This is a genomic window from Enterobacter sp. MGH 4, from assembly GCF_000534735.1.
Taxonomy (GTDB): domain Bacteria; phylum Pseudomonadota; class Gammaproteobacteria; order Enterobacterales; family Enterobacteriaceae; genus Enterobacter; species Enterobacter intestinihominis.
Genome location: NZ_KI973289.1, coordinates 219140 through 239764, shown reverse-complemented (window position 1 = coordinate 239764; position 20625 = coordinate 219140). Strand labels below are relative to the sequence as shown.

23 protein-coding genes are annotated in these 20625 nt (G+C 55.7%); 7 read left to right on the top strand and 16 right to left on the bottom strand.

Annotated features, from left to right (window positions below; all coding sequences use genetic code 11):
• Positions 1-132: 132 nt before the first annotated feature.
• From L350_RS20950 to yfbV, 4 genes are all read right to left on the bottom strand, one after another.
• The gene (locus tag L350_RS20950) at positions 133-1965 is read right to left on the bottom strand and encodes an SLC13 family permease (RefSeq protein ID WP_032623858.1); all 1833 of its coding nucleotides are present in this window, start codon (positions 1963-1965) and stop codon (positions 133-135) included.
• 75 nt (positions 1966-2040) lie between these two features.
• A complete protein-coding gene (locus L350_RS20955) occupies positions 2041-2700 on the bottom strand; it encodes a sugar phosphatase (RefSeq protein WP_032623857.1) in 660 nt (219 codons plus the stop codon).
• A gap of 11 nt (positions 2701-2711) precedes the next feature.
• Complete coding sequence (locus L350_RS20960) at positions 2712-3206, bottom strand: YfbU family protein (RefSeq protein WP_008502874.1); 495 nt, start codon at positions 3204-3206, stop codon at positions 2712-2714.
• Positions 3207-3297: 91 nt separating this feature from the next.
• A complete protein-coding gene (yfbV, locus tag L350_RS20965) occupies positions 3298-3753 on the bottom strand; it encodes a terminus macrodomain insulation protein YfbV (protein ID WP_003861459.1) in 456 nt (151 codons plus the stop codon).
• Between the two features lie 335 nt (positions 3754-4088).
• Between yfbV and ackA the strand changes: the two genes are divergently transcribed.
• Positions 4089-5291, top strand: a complete 1203-nt coding sequence (gene ackA / locus L350_RS20970) for an acetate kinase (RefSeq protein WP_022648835.1) — start codon at positions 4089-4091, stop codon at positions 5289-5291.
• Between the two features lie 75 nt (positions 5292-5366).
• Positions 5367-7508: a phosphate acetyltransferase gene (gene pta / locus L350_RS20975; RefSeq protein ID WP_022648836.1), complete on the top strand. Its 2142-nt coding sequence runs from the start codon at positions 5367-5369 to the stop codon at positions 7506-7508.
• A 111-nt stretch (positions 7509-7619) separates the two neighbouring features.
• On the opposite strand, the gene L350_RS20980 is transcribed toward pta, so the two are convergent.
• The 5 genes from L350_RS20980 to L350_RS21000 all read right to left on the bottom strand — a co-directional run bounded on the left by L350_RS20980 (position 7620) and on the right by L350_RS21000 (position 11601).
• Entirely contained in the window at positions 7620-8573 is a 954-nt protein-coding gene (locus L350_RS20980; RefSeq protein ID WP_032623856.1) for a transketolase family protein, read from the bottom strand.
• Positions 8566-9396 carry a transketolase gene (locus tag L350_RS20985; protein ID WP_032623854.1) on the bottom strand — a complete coding sequence of 277 codons (831 nt, stop codon included), beginning with the start codon at positions 9394-9396 and terminating at the stop codon, positions 8566-8568. Before L350_RS20985 ends, L350_RS20980 begins: the two co-directional genes overlap by 8 nt.
• Positions 9393-10784 carry a PTS ascorbate transporter subunit IIC gene (locus L350_RS20990; protein WP_017383437.1) on the bottom strand — a complete coding sequence of 464 codons (1392 nt, stop codon included), beginning with the start codon at positions 10782-10784 and terminating at the stop codon, positions 9393-9395. The genes L350_RS20985 and L350_RS20990 overlap by 4 nt, the downstream gene beginning before the upstream one ends.
• 21 nt (positions 10785-10805) lie before the next feature.
• Entirely contained in the window at positions 10806-11078 is a 273-nt protein-coding gene (locus L350_RS20995) for a PTS sugar transporter subunit IIB (protein WP_003861447.1), read from the bottom strand.
• 79 nt (positions 11079-11157) lie between these two features.
• Positions 11158-11601 carry a PTS sugar transporter subunit IIA gene (locus L350_RS21000; protein WP_032623853.1) on the bottom strand — a complete coding sequence of 148 codons (444 nt, stop codon included), beginning with the start codon at positions 11599-11601 and terminating at the stop codon, positions 11158-11160.
• A gap of 236 nt (positions 11602-11837) precedes the next feature.
• On the opposite strand from L350_RS21000, the gene L350_RS21005 reads away from it, so the two are divergent.
• Positions 11838-12857 carry a LacI family DNA-binding transcriptional regulator gene (locus tag L350_RS21005; RefSeq protein ID WP_023300631.1) on the top strand — a complete coding sequence of 340 codons (1020 nt, stop codon included), beginning with the start codon at positions 11838-11840 and terminating at the stop codon, positions 12855-12857.
• Positions 12858-12860: 3 nt separating this feature from the next.
• Here L350_RS21005 and yfcD read toward each other — a convergent pair whose 3' ends face one another.
• The 3 genes from yfcD to yfcF are packed head-to-tail and all read right to left on the bottom strand — an operon-like array spanning position 12861 to position 14735.
• Entirely contained in the window at positions 12861-13427 is a 567-nt protein-coding gene (yfcD, locus tag L350_RS21010) for an NUDIX hydrolase YfcD (protein WP_006811396.1), read from the bottom strand.
• A 55-nt stretch (positions 13428-13482) separates the two neighbouring features.
• Positions 13483-14034: a phosphodiesterase gene (gene yfcE, locus L350_RS21015; RefSeq protein ID WP_023300633.1), complete on the bottom strand. Its 552-nt coding sequence runs from the start codon at positions 14032-14034 to the stop codon at positions 13483-13485.
• Positions 14035-14090: 56 nt separating this feature from the next.
• A complete protein-coding gene (gene yfcF, locus L350_RS21020) occupies positions 14091-14735 on the bottom strand; it encodes a glutathione transferase (protein ID WP_023300634.1) in 645 nt (214 codons plus the stop codon).
• Between the two features lie 140 nt (positions 14736-14875).
• On the opposite strand from yfcF, the gene yfcG reads away from it, so the two are divergent.
• From yfcG to L350_RS21040, 4 genes are all read left to right on the top strand, one after another.
• Positions 14876-15505, top strand: a complete 630-nt coding sequence (gene yfcG, locus L350_RS21025; RefSeq protein WP_022648841.1) for a GSH-dependent disulfide bond oxidoreductase — start codon at positions 14876-14878, stop codon at positions 15503-15505.
• A gap of 75 nt (positions 15506-15580) precedes the next feature.
• Entirely contained in the window at positions 15581-15949 is a 369-nt protein-coding gene (gene folX / locus L350_RS21030; protein ID WP_003861432.1) for a dihydroneopterin triphosphate 2'-epimerase, read from the top strand.
• A 13-nt stretch (positions 15950-15962) separates the two neighbouring features.
• Positions 15963-16856 (top strand): TIGR01777 family oxidoreductase, encoded by an 894-nt coding sequence (locus tag L350_RS21035; protein WP_032623851.1) that lies wholly within the window; start codon positions 15963-15965, stop codon positions 16854-16856.
• A 44-nt stretch (positions 16857-16900) separates the two neighbouring features.
• Positions 16901-17401, top strand: a complete 501-nt coding sequence (locus L350_RS21040) for a GNAT family N-acetyltransferase (protein WP_032623849.1) — start codon at positions 16901-16903, stop codon at positions 17399-17401.
• 140 nt (positions 17402-17541) lie between these two features.
• Here the strand turns inward: L350_RS21040 and hisP are convergent, their stop codons facing one another.
• The 4 genes from hisP to hisJ form a co-directional block, all read right to left on the bottom strand.
• Positions 17542-18315 (bottom strand): histidine ABC transporter ATP-binding protein HisP, encoded by a 774-nt coding sequence (hisP, locus tag L350_RS21045; RefSeq protein WP_003861426.1) that lies wholly within the window; start codon positions 18313-18315, stop codon positions 17542-17544.
• Between the two features lie 9 nt (positions 18316-18324).
• Positions 18325-19038: an ABC transporter permease gene (locus tag L350_RS21050; protein ID WP_003861424.1), complete on the bottom strand. Its 714-nt coding sequence runs from the start codon at positions 19036-19038 to the stop codon at positions 18325-18327.
• The gene (locus L350_RS21055) at positions 19035-19721 is read right to left on the bottom strand and encodes a histidine ABC transporter permease HisQ (protein WP_006811404.1); all 687 of its coding nucleotides are present in this window, start codon (positions 19719-19721) and stop codon (positions 19035-19037) included. The genes L350_RS21050 and L350_RS21055 overlap by 4 nt, the downstream gene beginning before the upstream one ends.
• 88 nt (positions 19722-19809) lie before the next feature.
• Complete coding sequence (hisJ, locus tag L350_RS21060) at positions 19810-20592, bottom strand: histidine ABC transporter substrate-binding protein HisJ (protein ID WP_003861421.1); 783 nt, start codon at positions 20590-20592, stop codon at positions 19810-19812.
• Positions 20593-20625 lie beyond the last annotated feature (33 nt).

Here is a 20625-nt window from a genome sequence, read left to right as displayed (position 1 = left end):
CCAATTTCACGAAGTCGCTGGATGAGATTAGCAAGGATTCGCCGCTGTAGTTTTTCGCCCAGCGGCGCTGCGCTTGCAGGGCCTACGAATCACGTAGGCCGGGTAAGGCGTAGCCGCCACCCGGCGATGTTCTCAGAACGGGAATAACACCGGAATCAGCACCACGCATACCAGCATCACCAGCACGGTGAACGGCACGCCCAGCTTTACAAAATCGCTGAATCGATAGTTTCCCGGCCCCAGCACCAGGGTATTGACCGGGGAAGATACCGGCGTCATAAATGCCGCGGACGCCGCCATCGCTACCACCATCGCAAACGGATAGGGCGAAACGCCCATCGATTTTGCCATCGCCAGCGCAATAGGCGCCATCAGCACCGCCGTTGCGGTATTGGAGATGAACAAACCAATGGTGGCGCACATGACGAACAGGCAAACCATCATCAGGTACGGACCATATCCCCCGCCCGCGTCCATTAAGCCTTTTACGATCAAATCCACCCCGCCGGTTTTCTGTAGCGCCAGGGCGAAGGGCATCATCCCAACGATGAGAATGATGCTTGGCCAGTGAATCGCTTTGTAAGCGCTTTCGGCGTCGATACAGCGGAATTTGCCCATTAACAGACAGGCGATTATCGCCGCCACCGGGTTAGGGATCTCGTCTGTCAGCATCAACGCGACCATCAACACCAGGCAAAAAATCGCATGGGGCGCCTGGCTGTGCGCCGGTGACGCGTCGCTCTCTTCAATCGGCATATTCAGCACCACAAAATCGCGGCCTTTCTGCCCGAGCTGGCTAATCAGTTTCCAGTTGCCGACCACGAGGAAGATATCCCCCAGCAGGATCGGCTCATCCACCACCGCCCCTTCAAGGGCTACGCCATCGCGCTTCAGGCCCACCACGTTGAGGCCATAGCGGGTACGAAAGCCGATTTCGCGCACGGTTTTGCCCAATAACTCCGATTCCGGGATCAGCGACACCTCGGCCATACCCACATCCAACGCCCAGTCGGAGAAATACTCGCCGCGCAGCACCATCGGCTCCAGCAGCTGCTCGCTACAAAACTCTCGCAGATCCACGTCCGCGGTGGACATATCAATCAGCAGGACGTCACGCGCGCGAAACTCTGACACCCCATTCACGTTAACGATTACCCGACGAAAACGACGCCAGCGCTCAACCCCGATGACGTTCGCGCCATAGCGTTCGCGTAGCTTAAGGTCGTCCAGCCGCTGGCCTATCATCGGCGAACCGGGGCGGATAGCCAGCCGACGGGCGCGCCCGGTCAGACGGTACTCTTTGATCAAATCGCGAAAAGTTCGCCGCTTCCATCCCTCTTTGGCTTTGTCCTGCTTCTCCCCTTTCAGCGCGAAACGGGTCAACAGCATATAGATAATGCCCATCACCAGTACAACCAGCCCGATCGGCGTGACGCTGAAAAAGCTAAACCCCTCAAGCCCCTCACGGATCAGTTCGCTGTTTACGACGAGGTTCGGCGGCGTCGCGACCAGCGTCATCATGCCGCTGATGAGCCCGGCAAAGCTCAACGGCATCATCAGCCGCGACGGGGAGATCTGCATCCTCATGCAGACGCTCAGCACAACCGGAATAAAGATGGCCACGACCCCCGTCGAGCTCATAAACGCACCCAGTCCGGCGACCGTCAGCATCAGGTAAATCAGCATTTTGGTTTCGCTGCTGCCCGCCACTTTAACCAGCCACGACCCCATCATTGTCGCCACGCCGGTGCGTACCAGCCCGTCGCCAATAATAAACAGGGCGGCAATCAAAATAACGTTGGGATCGCTAAACCCGGAAAAGGCTTCCGGCAGGGAAAGGGTACCGCTCAGAACGAACGCGACAATCACAAACAGGGCGACGGCATCCATGCGCACCTTGCCCGTGGCAAAAAGAATGATGGCGATTAACAGCAGGCTCAGGACCCAAATCAGTTCACCGTTCACAACATGTCCTTGTCAGTGGAGGAGAAGCAATTCTGCCATAAAAAAGCCCCGGTAATGCGGGGCTATATCATGGGATTACATTTTTAGCGAGACGGTTACAACGCCGTCTGATGCCTTCGAGACGTCGATGGCGGTCAGAGTATTAAGCACAAAATCCGCCTCCTCCAGCCGGGGGGACCCCGCCGGGACGTTAACGGCAATGACGTGGCTTCCGGCGTTCAGCCCGGCCAGCACGCCTGCCGCCGCGTCTTCTACCACCACGCACTCCGCTGGCGCAAGGCCGAGCAGTTCAGCGCCGAGCAGAAACGCATCCGGTTCGGGCTTGCCGCGCTTTACGCGCTCAGCGGTAATGAAGACGTCCGGCGTCGGTAAACCGGCCGCCTTATGGCGGGCATGCGCGACAGGAACCGAGCCGGAGGTGACGATAGCCCACGGGATCTGCGCTTCATTCAGATGCTCAAGCAATTCGCGCGCACCGGGCAGCGCGGTGATGCCCTCAGTGTCGGTAGCTTCAATCTGCTCCAGATATTTGAACTCCGCCTGAATCTCTTCCTCAGGACGTCCCGCCAGGAAGTACCGCAATGAGGTAATGGCCTGTTTGCCATGGATGAAATTCAGTACATCCTGATGGTCAATGCCGTGCCTGTCGGCCCAATGACACCAGGAACGCTCCACTACCGGCAGCGAATCCACCAGCGTACCGTCCAGATCAAACAGAAAACCTTTACACTGCACACGCACCTCCGTCAGGCATTAATGATTTGTTGAATTTCGTTGCTGCTTAAATGGTACTGACGCGGACAGGCGTGCCAGGCGCTCAGCATACGTTGATACTTATCCCACATTGGGGTCTGGGCGTTGAAGCCGTGCGTACCCGCATCAAAATGAGTGTAGCGCCCTTCGGTGTTCACCATAAAGCGCACATAGCTCAGATAGCGCGCTTCTGTCGCGGCATCAAAGCCCAGGAACGTTACGCGGCGCTCGTCAATGGACTGCTGGTCTTTCAGATTGGTCCAGGACACATGCAGCGCATGGTACATCTCCATGATGTCGATAACGATACGGCAGGTTTCCTCTTTCAGTTCGCCAAATTCGCGATCCAGTTCGCGCATCTGCAAGCCAAAACCACGTTCAACAATGGTTTGCAGGCGGCTGTAGCGCGCAGCGTTATCGGGATCAAGCATAGTCATCATCTTGTACTGGTTAGACAAAATCAGACGTTGAGCATGGGTCATTTCCATCTTTCGACTCCTGTAGCGCATTGCACTGTAAAAAAAGACACGGTAACTGATTGTTACTGTGCCTTCTTTTGGTCGTCGTTTCGATGATCAATCACAAGTCATCGAGGAATGTTTTATCAAGCTGTTTAAACGCGCGCTTGAGGGTGTCCGCCAGCGCCTGATAATCTGGCTTGCCTTCAACCGGGGCGAGCGCCTGGCCGGCCTCCTCCAGTTTTCCACGCACTTCATAAAACCAGTGTAAAATAGAAGGCGGAAGTGGCGTGACGGAACGTTTACCTAACCACCACAATCCCTGCATGGGCAGGCTTAACGCAAAGAGCGCCGTCGCGACGGCAGGTCCAAGCTGTCCACCCAGCGCAATTTGCCAGCAAAGAGTAAAGACGGCGATCGGGGGCATAAAGCGAATCGCATAGCGCGTGGCGCGAATAGTGCGATTTTCAATAAACATGGGCGCGAGGCGCTTTTCCATCGGCCATGTCTTTGCGTAATGCTGTCCCCGACGAAACAGACTAAAAAAGTTCACGGACGGGATTTCAGGTGTTGACATGGCTGTACCTCAACTTCACATATAAAAATTAAAATTTTCGTGCAAAACCACAACAGGCTATGACAACGTTCAAAATATTTTGTCATCGCTACCCCGTATCGGGTATCCTGTGCCAGCCTGATAGGCCGTAGACGAGAAGCGTTAACTCGTCAAATTATCGCATATTATGCCATTGTCTGAAAAATGTTCAATATGGCTTAAAATCATAGGTATTTCTTCCATCCTGCCAGAATGTTCGTTTGGCATGATGTTAATCATAAATGTCTGAGTCAGCATGCGTTACGCTTTAGACTCATTGACGTTTTTTTAGCCACGTATCAATTATAGGTACTTCCATGTCGAGTAAGTTAGTACTGGTTCTGAACTGCGGTAGCTCTTCACTGAAATTCGCCATCATCGATGCGCTCAACGGTGATGAGTACCTCTCTGGTTTGGCCGAATGTTTCCATCTGCCTGAAGCACGTATCAAGTGGAAGATGGACGGCAGCAAACAAGAAGCGGCTTTAGGTGCAGGCGCCGCTCACAGTGAAGCGCTGAACTTTATCGTTAACACTATTCTGGCACAAAAACCAGAACTGTCTGCTCAGCTGACTGCGATTGGTCACCGTATCGTCCACGGCGGCGAAAAATACACCAGCTCCGTGGTAATCGACGACTCTGTGATCCAGGGCATCAAAGACTCTGCGTCTTTCGCACCGCTGCATAACCCGGCTCACCTGATCGGTATCGCTGAAGCACTGAAATCCTTCCCGAATCTGAAAGATAAAAACGTGGCCGTGTTTGACACCGCGTTCCATCAGACCATGCCGGAAGAGTCTTACCTCTATGCCCTGCCATACAGCCTGTACAAAGAGCACGGCGTACGTCGCTACGGCGCACACGGCACCAGCCACTTCTATGTGACTCAGGAAGCCGCAAAAGTACTGAACAAGCCGGTTGAAGAAGTCAACATCATCACCTGCCACCTGGGCAACGGTGGTTCTGTTTCTGCTATCCGCAACGGTAAGTGTGTTGACACCTCTATGGGTCTGACCCCGCTGGAAGGTCTGGTGATGGGTACCCGTTCCGGTGATATCGACCCGGCGATCATCTTCCACCTGCACGACACCCTGGGCATGAGCGTTGACGACATCAACAAAATGCTGACCAAAGAGTCTGGCCTGCTGGGTCTGACCGAAGTCACCAGCGACTGCCGTTACGTTGAAGACAACTACGCAGAAAAAGCTGACGCTAAACGTGCAATGGACGTTTATTGCCACCGTCTGGCGAAGTACATCGGTTCTTACACCGCGCTGATGGACGGTCGTCTGGACGCGGTTATCTTCACCGGCGGCATCGGTGAGAACGCGGCAATGGTACGTGAGCTGTCCCTGGGCAAACTGGGCGTACTGGGCTTCGAAGTCGATCACGAGCGTAACCTGGCTGCCCGCTTCGGCAAGTCTGGCTTCATCAACAAAGAAGGCACCCGCCCGGCTATCGTTATCCCAACTAACGAAGAGCTGGTCATCGCGCAAGACGCGTGCCGCCTGACTGCCTGATTCCACACCGCCAGCAATGCTGGCGGTGCTGTTTTGTAGCCCGCCCAACGCGGCGGTAACGAAAGAGGATAAACCGTGTCCCGTACTATTATGCTGATCCCTACCGGAACCAGCGTCGGCCTGACCAGCGTCAGCCTCGGCGTGATCCGCGCTATGGAACGCAAAGGCGTTCGTCTGAGTGTCTTTAAGCCTATCGCCCAGCCACGTGCCGGTGGCGATGCGCCAGACCAGACCACCTCCATCGTTCGTAAGAACTCCAATCTGCCAGCGGCTGAACCGCTGAAGATGAGCCACGTTGAATCTCTGCTCTCCAGCAACCAGAAAGACGTGCTGATGGAAGAGATCATCGCCAACTACCACGCAAACGCGCAGGACGCTGAAGTGGTGCTGGTTGAAGGCCTGGTCCCGACCCGTAAACACCAGTTTGCCCAGTCTCTGAACTTTGAAATCGCGAAAACCCTGAACGCAGAGATTGTTTTCGTGATGTCTCAGGGCACGGACACCCCAGAGCAGCTGAAAGAGCGTATCGAACTGACGCGCAGCAGCTTCGGCGGTGCGAAAAACACCAGCATCACCGGCGTGATTGTTAACAAGCTGAACGCGCCAGTAGATGAGCAGGGCCGTACGCGTCCTGACCTGTCCGAAATCTTCGACGACTCTTCCAAAGCGAAAGTCATCAAAGTTGACCCGGCTAAGCTGCAGGATTCCAGCCCACTGCCGGTGCTGGGTGCGGTGCCATGGAGCTTCGATCTGATTGCCACCCGTGCAATCGATATGGCGCGTCACCTGAATGCCACCATCGTTAACGAAGGCGATATCAACACCCGCCGCGTGAAGTCCGTGACCTTCTGCGCGCGCAGCATTCCGCACATGCTGGAACACTTCCGCGCAGGTTCCCTGCTGGTGACCTCTGCTGACCGTCCAGACGTGCTGGTTGCAGCGTGCCTGGCTGCGATGAACGGCGTGGAAATCGGTGCGATCCTGCTGACCGGTGCCTACGAGATGGACCCGCGCGTCAGCAAGCTGTGCGAACGTGCGTTCGCCACTGGCCTGCCAGTCTTCATGGTGAACACCAACACCTGGCAGACCTCCCTGAGCCTGCAAAGCTTCAACCTCGAAGTGCCGGTTGATGACCACGAGCGTATCGAGAAAGTTCAGGAATACGTTGCGGGCTACATCAACGCAGACTGGATTGAATCCCTGACGGCGACGTCCGAGCGCAGCCGTCGTCTGTCTCCTCCAGCCTTCCGTTACCAGCTGACCGAGCTGGCGCGTAAAGCGGGCAAACGCGTGGTTCTGCCAGAAGGTGACGAACCACGTACCGTTAAAGCGGCGGCCATCTGTGCAGAGCGCGGTATCGCGACCTGTGTGCTGCTGGGTAACCCGGATGAGATCAACCGCGTTGCGGCGTCTCAGGGCGTTGAGCTGGGCGCTGGCATTGAGATCGTTGACCCGGAAGTGGTTCGCGAAAGCTACGTTGCCCGCCTGGTTGAGCTGCGTAAGAACAAGGGCATGACCGAAGCCGTTGCGCGCGAGCAGCTGGAAGACAACGTCGTGCTGGGTACGCTGATGCTGGAGCAGGACGAAGTTGACGGCCTGGTTTCCGGTGCGGTTCACACCACCGCGAACACCATCCGTCCACCGTTGCAGCTGATCAAAACCGCACCGGGCAGCTCTCTGGTCTCCTCCGTGTTCTTCATGCTGCTGCCTGAACAGGTTTACGTTTATGGCGACTGCGCGATCAACCCGGACCCAACCGCAGAGCAGCTGGCAGAAATCGCTATCCAGTCTGCGGACTCCGCGACTGCCTTCGGTATCGAACCGCGCGTCGCGATGCTCTCCTACTCCACCGGTACTTCTGGTGCAGGCAGCGACGTAGAGAAAGTCCGTGAAGCAACCCGCATTGCGCAGGAAAAACGTCCGGATCTGATGATCGACGGCCCGCTCCAGTACGATGCCGCGGTAATGGCTGACGTTGCGAAATCTAAAGCGCCTAACTCGCCGGTTGCAGGTCGCGCTACCGTGTTCATCTTCCCGGATCTGAACACCGGTAACACCACCTATAAAGCGGTACAGCGTTCAGCAGACCTGATCTCCATCGGGCCAATGCTGCAAGGTATGCGCAAGCCTGTGAACGACCTGTCTCGTGGTGCGCTGGTTGACGATATCGTCTACACCATCGCGCTGACGGCGATCCAGTCTTCGCAGCAGCAGTAAGCTAAAAAGCCCGGTGGCGCTAGCGCTTACCGGGCCCAGGGTTTTGTAGGCCGGATAAGCGAAGCGCCATCCGGCAAAAAAAGGCGACCACTCAACGGGTCGCCTTTTTTATTACAGCAACTCACGCGCCGCCGACACAATGTCATGTGCCGTCAGGCCATACTCCTTCTGCAGGAAGTCCTGCGTGCCTACCTGACCGTAACGCTCCTTCACCCCAACCCGCCGCATCGGCACCGGACAGGTTTCCACCAGCACTTCCGCCACCGCCGACCCCAGCCCGTTGTGAATGCTGTGGTTTTCGCAGGTCACAATACGCCTGGTTTTCTCGGCATAATTTTTCACCAGCATCCGATCGATGGGCTTCAGGGTAAACATGTCGATGACCGCTGCGCTTACCCCCTCCTGCTCCAGCTGGCGCGCCGCCTCCAGCGCTTCCGCCACCATAATGCCGTTAGCAATCAGGGTAATATCGATTCCCTCGCGCAGCACGTTGCCCTTGCCGATGGTGAAGGTTGACCCCGGGGCATAGACGCTCGGCGCCTGTTTACGGATGGTCCGCACCCAGTAGAAGCCTTCCAGGTCGATAAGCTGACGCAGCACATCTTCGAACATCACCGCATCGGTCACCTCCAGCACTACTGAATGCGCCAGACCGCGCACGATGCCCATATCCTCAAACGACATATGCGTCCCGCCGTTGTGGCAGGCCGTCACGCCCGCATCCGAGGCAATCACCTTCACATTATTGCGCTGGTAGTCCAGGGACATAAACAGCTGGTCGAAGCAGCGACGGCTGGCAAAGGCGGTAAAGGTATGGACGAACGGCTTACGTCCGGTGAGCGACAGCCCGGCGGCCGTCCCAATCACGTTGGCCTCCATAATGCCGCAGTTGATGACGTGCTGTGGATAATCACGCGCTACGCCGTCCATCGCCATCGAACTCATCAGATCCGCTTCGAGCGCAATAATCTCGCTCCCGGCCTCAATCTGTTTTGCCACAAAACCCGCATAGACCTTACGCATCTCAACCGAATCTTTCTGTCCTGTCGGTGCAACCTTAATCATGTGAAGCCTCCAGTTGGCGAATCGTCTCGTTGAGCGCCGCTTTGCTCTCCTCAGTTAATCGCAGGTGATGCGAGTTGCTGAGCTGTTCCAGGTATGGCACCCCCTGCCCTTTGATGCTGTCGAGGATCACCACCCGCGGACGCGCATCGGTCGCAGGGATCGGCGCGGTCACCTCCAGCAGCGCCGGAATGTCGTCCCCTTTCACCGTCACCACGTCAAAACCAAAGGCCCGGAATTTGCCTTCCAGATCGAAGGCGCTGATGATTTCGTCCAGCTCGCCGTCGAGCTGCTGTTTGTTCCAGTCCACGAACACCGTCAGATTGTTCAGTCGATGGTGAGCAATAAACTGGAAGGCTTCCCAGCACTGCCCTTCGTTCAGCTCCCCATCGCCAACGATGCAAAACACCCGGTTTGGCCTTTCTGCCAGCTTGTGCGACAGCGCCATGCCGCCTGCAATGGAGATCCCCTGCCCCAGCGATCCGGTGGTGGCATCCACGCCGCGTGTTTTCAGGCGATCCGGGTGGCTTGGCAGACGCGTTCCGTTCTGGTTTAGCGTGCTCAGCTCTTCAATCGGGAAGTAGCCCTTAATCGCCAGCGTGCTGTACAGCGCCGGGCCCGCATGTCCCTTCGACAGCACAAAGTAATCGCGCTCTGGCCAGTCCGGATCGGCCGGGTCTATTTTCATCACCGCGCCGTACAGAATGGCCAGCGTTTCAACGACTGACATGCTGCCGCCGTAGTGACCAAAACCCAGCTGCGTCAGGGATTTCAGCGTCTCAAGGCGGATCTGACGCGCCAGTTCGGTTATTTCATTCTCATTCATGATTTGGCTCCGGGGTTTTCCTGCGCGTTACCGCTTGCAGGTTTGTTTTTAGCGAAGACGTTGTAGGCCACCAGCAGCGCAAACAACACAACAACCAGTCCGGTGATGGCAAGCGGCGACAGGAAGCGCGCCAGGTTGCCGAGCACAATCCCGACGGCGCCAAAGTCGGCGTCCGAGAAGGTCGTATTCGCAAAGCCAATCGCGCCCAGAACAGGCAGCAGCAGGACCGGCAGGAAGGTGATCAGCAGGCCGTTAGCAAAGGCGCCAATCATCGCCCCGCGACGTCCGCCGGTGGCGTTCCCAAACACGCCCGCCGTTGCACCGGTGAAGAAATGCGGCACGACGCCCGGCAGGATCAGCACCCAGCTAAACTGACCGCAGATGAACAAGCCTACAATCCCGCCGAGGAAGCTGAACAGGAAGCCAATCAGCACCGCGTTTGGCGCATACGGGTAGACCACCGGGCAGTCCAGCGCAGGTCGCGCATTGGGCACCAGTTTTTCCGAGAAGCCGGTAAAGGCCGGGACAATTTCCGCCAGAATCAGGCGCACACCCTGCAAGATGATAAACACGCCTGCCGCGAAGGTGATGGCCATAATGATGGCGTACACCAGGTAGTTCTGGCCGCCGCTGAAGGTGGCCTCCACGTACTCACGCCCGGCGCTCACCGCCATAATCAGGTAGATAATCATCATGGTCAGTGAGATGGAGATCGAACTGTCGCGCAGGAAGCTGAGGTTCTTCGGCAGGTTCATCTCTTCGGTGGAGCGCGAGCCTTTACCGACCTTGCTGCCAATCCAGCCGGACAGCACGTAGCCCAGCGTGCCGAAATGACCGAAGGCGATCTCATCGTTGCCGGTAATACGCTTCATATAGCGTTGCGCAATCGCCGGGAAGAAGGCCATAATCAGGCCGAGGATCAACGAACCGGTGAAGACCAGCCCTACCCCTTCGAAGCCTGCGACCGTCAGGATCACGCCAATCATGCACGCCATGTAGAAGGTGTGATGCCCGGTCAGGAAGATGTACTTCAGGCGGGTAAAGCGCGCGACAATAATATTCGCCACCATCCCGAAAGCCATAATGAGCGCGGTGGAGGCACCATATTTTTCCAGGGCAATTGACACAATAGCTTCATTGTTGGGAATAATGCCCTGAATATTAAAGGCGTGCTCAAACATACCGCCGAGCGGATTTAAAGAGCCCACCAGCACGGTTGCGCCGCCGCCCAGTACAATAAAGCCGAGAATGGTTTTAATTGTGCCTTTTACCACATCTGAAAAGGCTTTTTTCTGCGCCACCAGACCAATCAGGGCAATTAACCCGACCAGGACTGAAGGGACTTTTAAAATATCAACAACGAAATTCAGCGTTTCAAGGATAAACATATCCACCTCGCCTTTTCAGGATTATTGTCTTTCGAACCAGGCGCGCAGCTGCGCTTCGAGTTCGTTGATATCGATAATATTGTTGATCACCACCAGCTGGCTTTCCGGCACGCTGGCGCTGGCGGCAATGTCTTTCGCCATTACAAACAGGTCCGCCGCGCCCGGCGTGGCCGAGGAGAGATCGGAGTGTTCAACCTCTGCCTCAATTTCCAGTTTTTTGAGCACCTTTTTAATATTCATTTCGACCATAAAACTGCTGCCCAGGCCGGAGCCGCAAATAGCCATAATTTTCATTGTTATCCCCTTTTTTGAGTAGAGTACGCCCCATCACGCTGACGCGTAATGTTGAGATGAATCGGATTAAATAATTAAATCAGAAGCGATTGATAACGGTTTTTATCTCCTCCAGCGTATTCGCCCGATGTAATTCAGCCATATATTCGTCGCTGGAAAATAATTCTGCTAAGGCGGAGATCATTTCGATATGGCTATGTTTGTCCGGCGCCGCCAGCATCACAATCACATCGACGGGGTCAAACTCACCAGCACCAAATGAGACGCCCTGTTTCAGTTTTAATAATGACAGGCCAAGTCCTTTCGCCCCTTCTTCCGGTCGCGCATGTGGCATTGCCAGCCCAGGAGCCAGCACATAGTAGGGACCTAACCTGTGATGCTGCTCAATGATAGCCGTGACATATTCCGGCGCAATGACCTGCAAATCCAGCAGCGGTTTCGCGCACAGTTCCAGCGCCTGGGGCCAGCTTTCAACGCTATCCTGTAGGATGATGGTTGTATCATATATCCACTTTTTGAGCATTTTTCACTCCCGCTAAAGACCAGACATGGGCAAACTCTATTCAACCCATCAATTAATGACTGCGATCGCGATCACAAAGATAGCGCTACCAACTACTAACATGCAGAACTGTGATAGCGCTATCAAATTGCTATCCTGGTGCGAAATCACAGCAAAAAAAGGGATTTAAGGCGTATACTGCCTGTCACGTAAAATGAAGGATGAAACTAAATCGCGTCCTGTCAGCAGGAAGATGTATGTCTTTAACCCGAAAACGGCGCAGTACCGGAAAAGTAACGCTCGCGGATGTCGCGCAGCTTGCCGGCGTAGGCACGATGACTGTTTCCCGTGCCCTCCGCACGCCCGAACAGGTTTCCGATAAACTGCGTGAAAAAATTGAAGCCGCGGTGCAGGAGCTGGGTTACATGCCCAATCTTGCCGCCAGCGCACTGGCATCGGCATCGTCATGGACGATTGCGATGGTTGTACCCAATCTTTCCGAAGCTGGCTGTTCCGAGATGTTCGCCGGGCTACAGCAGGTGCTCCAGCCAGCCGGATATCAGATTATGCTGGCGGAATCTCAGCATCGTCTTGAACAGGAAGAGAAACTGCTTGAAACGCTGCTGGCCTCGAACATCGCCGCGGCGATACTGCTCAGCGTCGAGCACTCCGATACCGTGCGACACTGGCTAAAAAACGCCTCTATCCCGGTGATGGAAATGGGTGCAATGCGTGCCGATCCTATTGATATGAATATCGGGATTGATAACGTCGCCGCCATGTATGAACTTACCGAAATGGTGATTCAGCGCGGCTACCAGAATATCGGCCTGCTGTGCGCTAACCAGGAGCAGTGGATTTTTCAGCAGCATTTGCAGGGCTGGTACAAGGCGATGCTGCGCCACCACCTGTCGCCAAACAGAGTGATTAATGCCGCCATGCCGCCGAGCTTTTCCACCGGTGCGGCACAATTGCCGGAGTTTCTGCTGGCGTGGCCGGAGCTGGATGCGCTGGTGTGCGTATCAGATGAACTGGCCTGCGGCGCGCTATATGAGTGCCAGCGTCGGCGCATCAAGGTGCCGGACGATTTAGCGGTCGTGGGCTTTGGCGACAGCGACGTCAGCCGCGTCTGTCAGCCGCCGCTGACGACGATGGCAGTACCGCATCGCAAGATTGGGATTGAAGCCGGGAAAGCGTTACTGGAACGTCTGAATGACGGAGACTGGCGCGACCATAAACCCATCGCGTCCAGCCTGTGTCTGCGGGAAAGCTGTTAAGGCTTACTCAGCCTCTTCCTCTTTTTCCGCCTTATTTTCCGGTTTAGCGGATTCGTTTTTGGCGTTGCGGGTCATCCACAGCGCCAGTGCTTTAAGGGAATCCGGCGTGAATTCGTCGCAACGCGCGGTGATCTCTTCCGGCGTCATCCAGCACACTTCGCTCACTTCCTCTTCCTGCAAGGCGAAAGGTCCGTGGGAAACGCAGCTAAACAGCCCGCCCCAGACGCGACAATGCTCATCTTCGAAATAAAACTGTCCGTGCTCGGCAAACGGCACGCCAGCGATACCTAACTCTTCTTCCGCTTCACGACGCGCGGAATCCAGCAATACTTCATCGGCCTGCACGACGCCACCCGCTGTGGCATCCAGCATACCAGGAAGAAAATCTTTGGTGTCGGTGCGACGCTGGACCAGAATCTTGCCCATGCCGTCATGAACAACGATGTAAGTCGCGCGGTGACGCAGACGCTCCGCACGCATTTGTTCGCGGCTGGCCTGCGCGATCACTTCATTCTCTTCGCTGACAATGTCAACCCACTCAGTACTTGCCAAATGATTCTGCTCCACCATCGGGAAACCTTCTCGTCTAAGCGCTCTTTCGGCGCGTTTGCAGTTGTGGTGTAACTTACGGATTAATCGCTATCTGCGCAATAACTTGCTGATCATTAAGTGCGATAACGCTTAATGTCCCGTCTTCATACATGCCGTAGCTTGCCGGGTTACCGCCTTTAGGAATGCTGACAGACCCGGGGTTAAAGTGGTAAAACGCCCCGCGTTTTTCCGCCACCGGAATATGAGTATGACCATAAACCAGGACATCGCCAGCGGCGAGTGACGGCAGGTTATCCGGGCCGAACAGGTGCCCGTGGGTCAGGAACAAACGGCTGTTTTCCATCAACACCTGTTGCCAGGGAGCGGTGATGGGAAATTGCAGCAGCATCTGGTCAACTTCGCTGTCGCAGTTGCCGCGAACGGCGATAATGCGCGAGGCAAAATGATTAAGTTTTTCCGCCACCTGCGCGGGAGCATAGCCTTCCGGCAACGCATTGCGTGGGCCGTGGTTTAACACATCGCCCAGGATCACCAGCCATTGCGCCCCGCTTTGGGCAAACAGAGATAACACGCGTTCGGTCGCGGGCAGCGATCCATGAATATCCGACGCAAACATCAGTTTCATCAGTTACTCCTCGGGAATTCAGACTGCCCCTATCATACCTCAAGCGCCCCGTCTTATCAGCCCGCGCGCTTAGCAGAGAGTGCCAGATAGCGCTGTACCGACGCGCGTTGCCACTGGAAGGTGGCGTAATCCACCAGCAGCTGTGGGACGTCATCGCCGTTGAGGATCAGGCGATTGAGCATCAGCGCCAGATCGGTGTCGGCAATACACCACTCGCCAAACAGGTTTGGGTTACCCTGTGACAGCAGCGATGACGCGGTATCAATCAGCTTCCGGGCGCTGGATAAGCCTTCCTCGCTGAGGGCGGGCTTTTTGACGCCAGCGAACACCACGTCCGTGGAGCGTTCTGTGCGAATCGGCACCAGGTCGCTACGCAGCCACGCCTGGATCTGGCGGGCGCGGGCGCGCTTTTGCAGATCGTGAGGATAGATGCGTTCCCACTCTGGTGGGGCAAAGCGGTCTTCAAGGTACTCGTCAATCGCTGAGGATTCACTCAACTCAAAACCGTCAATCTCCAGCACAGGGACACGGCGGGTGAGCGCGTAGCCCTGCCACTGAGGCTTCAGATGTTCGCCGCTGTCCAGGTCAACGGTTTTCAGACTAAAAGTTAGCCCCTTTTCTGCCAGCGCCACATAAACGCTCATGACATAAGGAGAAAAAAAGTTCGCATCGGACCACAACGTTATTACAGGCTGGCTCATAACATCCTCATCGGCTGATCGGTTTTCACTCAACATATAATCTCTTTGCCTCGCTGTCACTTGATGAAAACTCACGATTTACAACAAGCACCTATACTGATTTTTCATGGCAACACTATTCGCACTGACAGGAGTTGAGAATGATAGATCTCTATTATGCCCCCACCCCTAATGGCCATAAGATCACCCTCTTTCTTGAAGAAGCCGAACTGGACTACCGGATCATTCGCGTGGATATCAGCAAAGGCGATCAGTTCCGCCCCGTTTTTCTGGCCATCTCGCCCAACAATAAAATTCCGGCCATCATTGATAACCTGCCTTCTGACGGGGGCAAACCGTTAAGCCTGTTTGAGTCCGGAGAGATTTTGCTTTATTTGGCAGAGAAAACCGGCAAGCTCCTGAGCGGGGAGTTGCGCGAGCGTCATCACACGCTGCAATGGTTATTCTGGCAGTCGAGCGGCCTGGGGCCGATGCTGGGGCAGAATCATCACTTTACCGCCTATGCGCCGCAAACGATCCCTTACGCCATTGAGCGATATCAGGTCGAAACCCAGCGCCTGTACGGAGTCCTGAACCGTCGGCTGGAAAAATCACCGTGGCTGGGAGGTGAGCATTACAGCATCGCAGATATCGCCTGCTGGCCGTGGATTAACACCCATGAACGCCACCGGATCGACCTGGCCACTTATCCGGCGGTGAACAACTGGTTTGAGCGCATCCGGACCCGCCCGGCAACCGAACGCGCCATGCAAAAAATCCATCAGATTTGAGCCTGTGCCCCGTTGGGTGCAGGTGTTCTCCTCATGTATGATGAGGTAAAAATACTGACACGGAGAAGACCTGCAATGTCCCAGCATGACGCTATTATTCGTATAAAAAACCTACGCTTACGTACATTCATTGGTATCAAAGAGGAGGAGATCGCGAATCGCCAGGATATCGTGGTGAATGTCGTGATCCATTACCCGGCAGACAAGGCGCGCGCCAGCGAAGACATCAATGACGCGCTGAACTATCGCACGATCACCAAAAGCATCATCCAGTACGTTGAGAACAACCGTTTTGCGCTACTGGAAAAATTAACTCAGGATGTGCTCGACATCGCACGCGAACACCACTGGGTCACTTATGCTGAAGTGGAGATCGATAAACTTCACGCCCTGCGCTACGCCGACTCCGTCTCCATGACGTTAAGCTGGCAGCGCCAGGCGTAAACCTGGAGGTTGTATGAAGATCCTGCTCACCGGCGGTACGGGGCTGATTGGTCGCCATCTCATTCCACGTTTGCAGGCGTTGCATCACGACATTACCGTGGTCACGCGCAGCCCGGAGAAAGCGCGCCAGGTGCTGGGCACCGGCGTTGAGATCTGGAAAGGCCTGGCGGAACGGCAGGATCTGAACGGCTTTGACGCCGTCATCAACCTCGCAGGCGAGCCTATCGCTGATAAACGCTGGACCGAAGAGCAAAAACAGCGTTTATGCAGCAGCCGCTGGAACATGACTGAAAAGCTGGTTGAGCTGATTCGAAACAGCGAGATGCCGCCCTCGGTGCTGATTTCTGGCTCTGCAACAGGCTATTATGGCGATCTCGGTGAAGTGGTGGTGACCGAAGAAGAGCCGCCGCACAACGAGTTTACCCATAAACTCTGCGCCCAGTGGGAGCGCATCGCCTGCGGGGCGCAGAGCGATAACACCCGCGTCTGCCTGCTGCGCACCGGCGTGGTGCTTGCGCCGAAGGGCGGTATTCTCGGTAAAATGCTGCCGCCGTTTAAAATGGGGCTTGGCGGGCCCATCGGCAACGGTCGTCAGTATCTGGCGTGGATCCATATCGACGATATGGTCAACGGTATTCTCTGGCTGCTGGATAACGACCTGCGCGGGCCGTTTAACATGGTGTCTCCGTATCCGGTACGTAATGAGCAATTTGCTCATGCCCTGGGTCATGCCCTGCATCGCCCGGCGGTGCTGCGCGTGCCTGCGACGGCGATTCGTCTGCTGATGGGTGAGTCTTCGGTGCTGGTACTGGGCGGGCAGCGCGCGCTGCCAAAACGGCTGGAAGCGGCCGGGTTTACGTTCCGCTGGTATGACCTGGAAGAGGCGCTGGGGGATGTGGTGCAGTGAATATGTTAGAGTTATACGCCATGTCTGGATGATATGGCGTAACTATGGCAACCATCACCACAACCCGGCTTAACCTCACCCCTTTCGAACCTTCTGACTGGGCATTCTTCCGCTCTCTGCGCGAAGACCCCGCCATCATGCGCTATATGGCCGCTATTACACCGGAAAAAGAGACGCGCCGCGTATTTGCCGCGCGCCTGATGGCGGAGCATGTCTTTGTGATCCGTCTGCATAACGACGTTACGCCGCTCGGGGATATCGGCCTGCAAATCAGTGCGGCGAACCGTGAAGAGGCGGATATTGGCTACACGGTTGTGCCTGCCGCGCAGGGAAAAGGCATTGCCAGCGAGGCGCTGCACGCGGTGTGCGAGTATGCATTTAACCAGACGGGCGTGAAGGCGATAAACGCGTACGTGCTGGCGGATAACGTCGGGTCGGTGCGGGTCCTTGAGAAAGCGGGTTTTGTGCGCACGCAGGTGCTGGAGAAGGCGTACGAGATTAACGGCGTACGGTACGACGACTGGGTGTATCGGCTGGAGTGTTGAATGCCGGGCGACACTGCGTTTGCCCGGGCTACGGTTTTTGTAGGCCCGGAAAGCGAAGCGCCACCGGGCAATTGGGCGGCTCTGCGGCCTGATGCCCTCACCCCGGCCCCCTCCCACAGGGAGAGGGAGAAAGGCCAAACCTACTTCAACGAGCCTTTCAGGAACTGCTGCAAACGCGGGCTTTGCGGGTTCGCCAGCACCTCGTCCGGATGCCCCTGCTCCTCAATCTTGCCCTGATGCAGGAAGATAACGTGGTTAGAAACGTTACGGGCAAAGCCCATCTCGTGCGTCACCACCACCATCGTTTTACCCTCTTCCGCCAGCTTCTGCATGATGCGCAGCACTTCGCCAACGAGTTCCGGGTCCAGCGCGGAAGTCGGTTCGTCAAACAGCAATACTTCCGGCTCCATCGCCAGCGCGCGGGCGATGGAAACACGCTGCTGCTGTCCCCCTGACAGGTGCACCGGATATTTGATCTGCTGCCGCTCGTCGATCCCCACTTTCGCCAGGTATTTCACCGCACGCTCGCGGGCTTCCTGCTTGCTTAAGCCGAGCACCTGAACCGGCGCTTCCATCACGTTCTCCAGCACCGTCATGTGGCTCCAGAGATTGAAGTGCTGGAATACCATTGTCAGACGCGTACGCAGCAGGCGCAGCTGATTTTTATCCGCCACTTTAAGCTGACCGTCTTTATCACGGACCATGTTGATGTTCTGTCCGCTCACCACAATCGATCCTTCGCTCGGCTTTTCGAGGAAGTTGATGCAGCGCAGGAAGGTACTTTTACCCGAACCTGATGAGCCGATAATACTGATCACGTCGCCCGCGTTAGCCTCCAGCGACACCCCTTTCAGCACTTCATGTTCGCCGTAGCGCTTGTGCAAATCAATTACGTTTAATTTGTTCTCAGCCATCATAAATTCTCAGTGCGTCGACGGTTTTATATGCTGCAACCAGCGTTTTTCAGCCTTACGGAACAGGCTGATCAGGACGTAAGAAATGATCAAATAGAGCACTGCCGCAATACCAAACGCCGTAAACGGCTGGTAGGTGGCAGAGTTAATATCGCGGGCAATCTTTAACAGATCCGGCACCGTGGCGGTAAACGCCAGTGCCGTCGAATGCAGCATTAAAATCACTTCGTTGCTGTAGGCCGGCAGCGCAATACGCAGCGCCGAAGGCAGAATAATACAGCGGTAGAGCTTCACGGACGAGAAGCCGTACGCGCGCGCCGCCTCGATCTCACCGTGCGGCACAGAACGGATGGCCCCGGCGAAGATCTCGGTGGTATAGGCGCAAGTATTGAGGGTCAGCGCCAGCACCGTACAGTTCAGACCGCTGCGGAAGAACGCGTTCAGCATCTCGGTGCCTTTCACGATCTCCAGCGTGTACATTCCGGAATAGAACACCAGCAGCTGCACGTACAGCGGAGTACCGCGAAACACGTAGGTGAACAGCCAGATCGGAAACTGGATAAATTTATTGTTCGACACGCGGCCAATGGCGAGAAACACCGCCAGAATGCCGCCCATGACCACCGAGGAGATCAGCAGCCACAGCGTGATCGCCACGCCAGTAAAGCGGTAGCCATCCGTCCACAGCAGGGATTTCCAGTACTCCTGAATAATCTCAATCACAGGTCAGCCCTCTTCACACCCACGGAGTAGCGACGTTCGAGCAGAAGCAGCACACCATTGGAGACGGTCGTAAAGACCAGATAGATTACGCCGCAGACTACCGCAAAATAGAACGGTTCCCAGGTGCTTTTACCCGCCAGCTGCGTGGCCTTCACCACATCTTCCAGACCCAGCAGGGAGACCAGCGCCGTTGCCTTCAGAATAACCTGCCAGTTGTTACCGATGCCCGGCAGCGCGTAGCGCATCATGGCCGGGAACATGATCCGGCGAAACGTTTGTGAGGAGGTAAAACCGTAGGCGGTCGCCGCTTCAATGTGCCCTTTCGGCACAGCCATGTAAGCGCCGCGAAAGGTCTCAGTGAAATAAGCACCGTAGATAAAACCAAGGGTAATAATACCGGCCACCATCGGGTCGATATCGATCTGATCCATGCCGATAGCATCCGTGACGCCGTTAAGTGCGATTTGCAGGCCATAAAAGATCAGCAGCATCAGCACCAGGTCAGGCACGCCGCGAATCAGCGTGGTATAGCCTTCAAATATCAGCGCCAGCGGTCTGTTGGCGGATAACTTTGCCCCCGCGCCCGCCAGGCCTATCAGCACCGCCAGCACCACGGAGCTGATAGCCAGCTCAAGGGTGACAAGCGCGCCCTGTAAAATAACGCCAGAAAATCCGTACAGCATACCGCGTGCCCTGTCGTCTCGTGAGTGGTGGAACCGTGTCTTTTCCCCTCCCGCAACGGGAGGGGCCGCACGTTATCAGACGGGGCGATTAGCCGCCGTAAACATTAAAATCGAAGTACTTTTTCGCCAGCTTGTCGTAAGTGCCGTCCGCGCGCATCTCGGCGAACGCTTTGTTCAGGGCTTCACGCAGTTCGTTGTCTTCTTTCCGCAGGCCCATACCGGTACCAACGCCAAAGAGTTTTTCGTCCTTAATGGACGGACCGCCGAACTTGTAATCTTTACCCACAGGCTGTTTCAGGAAGCCTTCGCTTGCCGCCACTTCATCCTGGAATGCTGCATCAATGCGGCCTGCCGTCAGGTCTGCGTAGATGTTTTCCTGGCCCTGGTAAGAGACAATTTCAATCCCCTTTGGTGCCCAGTGCTCGTTGCCGTAGGTTTCCTGCGTCGTACCCTGCAACACGCCCACGCGTTTGCCTTTCAAAGATTCAAGGGTTGGCTGAATGTCAGAGGATTTCGCCACCACCAGACGTGAGTCCGCCGCATAGAGTTTGTCCGTGAAGGCAATCTCCTGCTGACGTTTTTCTGTGATGGACAGGGAGGACATGATCACGTCAATTTTCTTCGCTTTCAGGGACGGGATCAGCGCATCCAGCGGGTTTTCAACGTAGGTACATTGCGCTTTAATGCGTTTGCACAGCTCGTTAGCCAGATCGATGTCAAAACCGACCAGTTCCCCCTTCGCATTTTTCGATTCGAAAGGCGCGTAGGTTGGGTCAGTCCCAATACGAATTTTCTGCGGAATGGCTGCGAATGCTGCGGTGGCGCTGGAAAAGGCCAGTACCAGAGAAAGTGACAACACCAGTTTTTTCATATCTGTCCTCAACAAACTGTCTAAATACGAGAT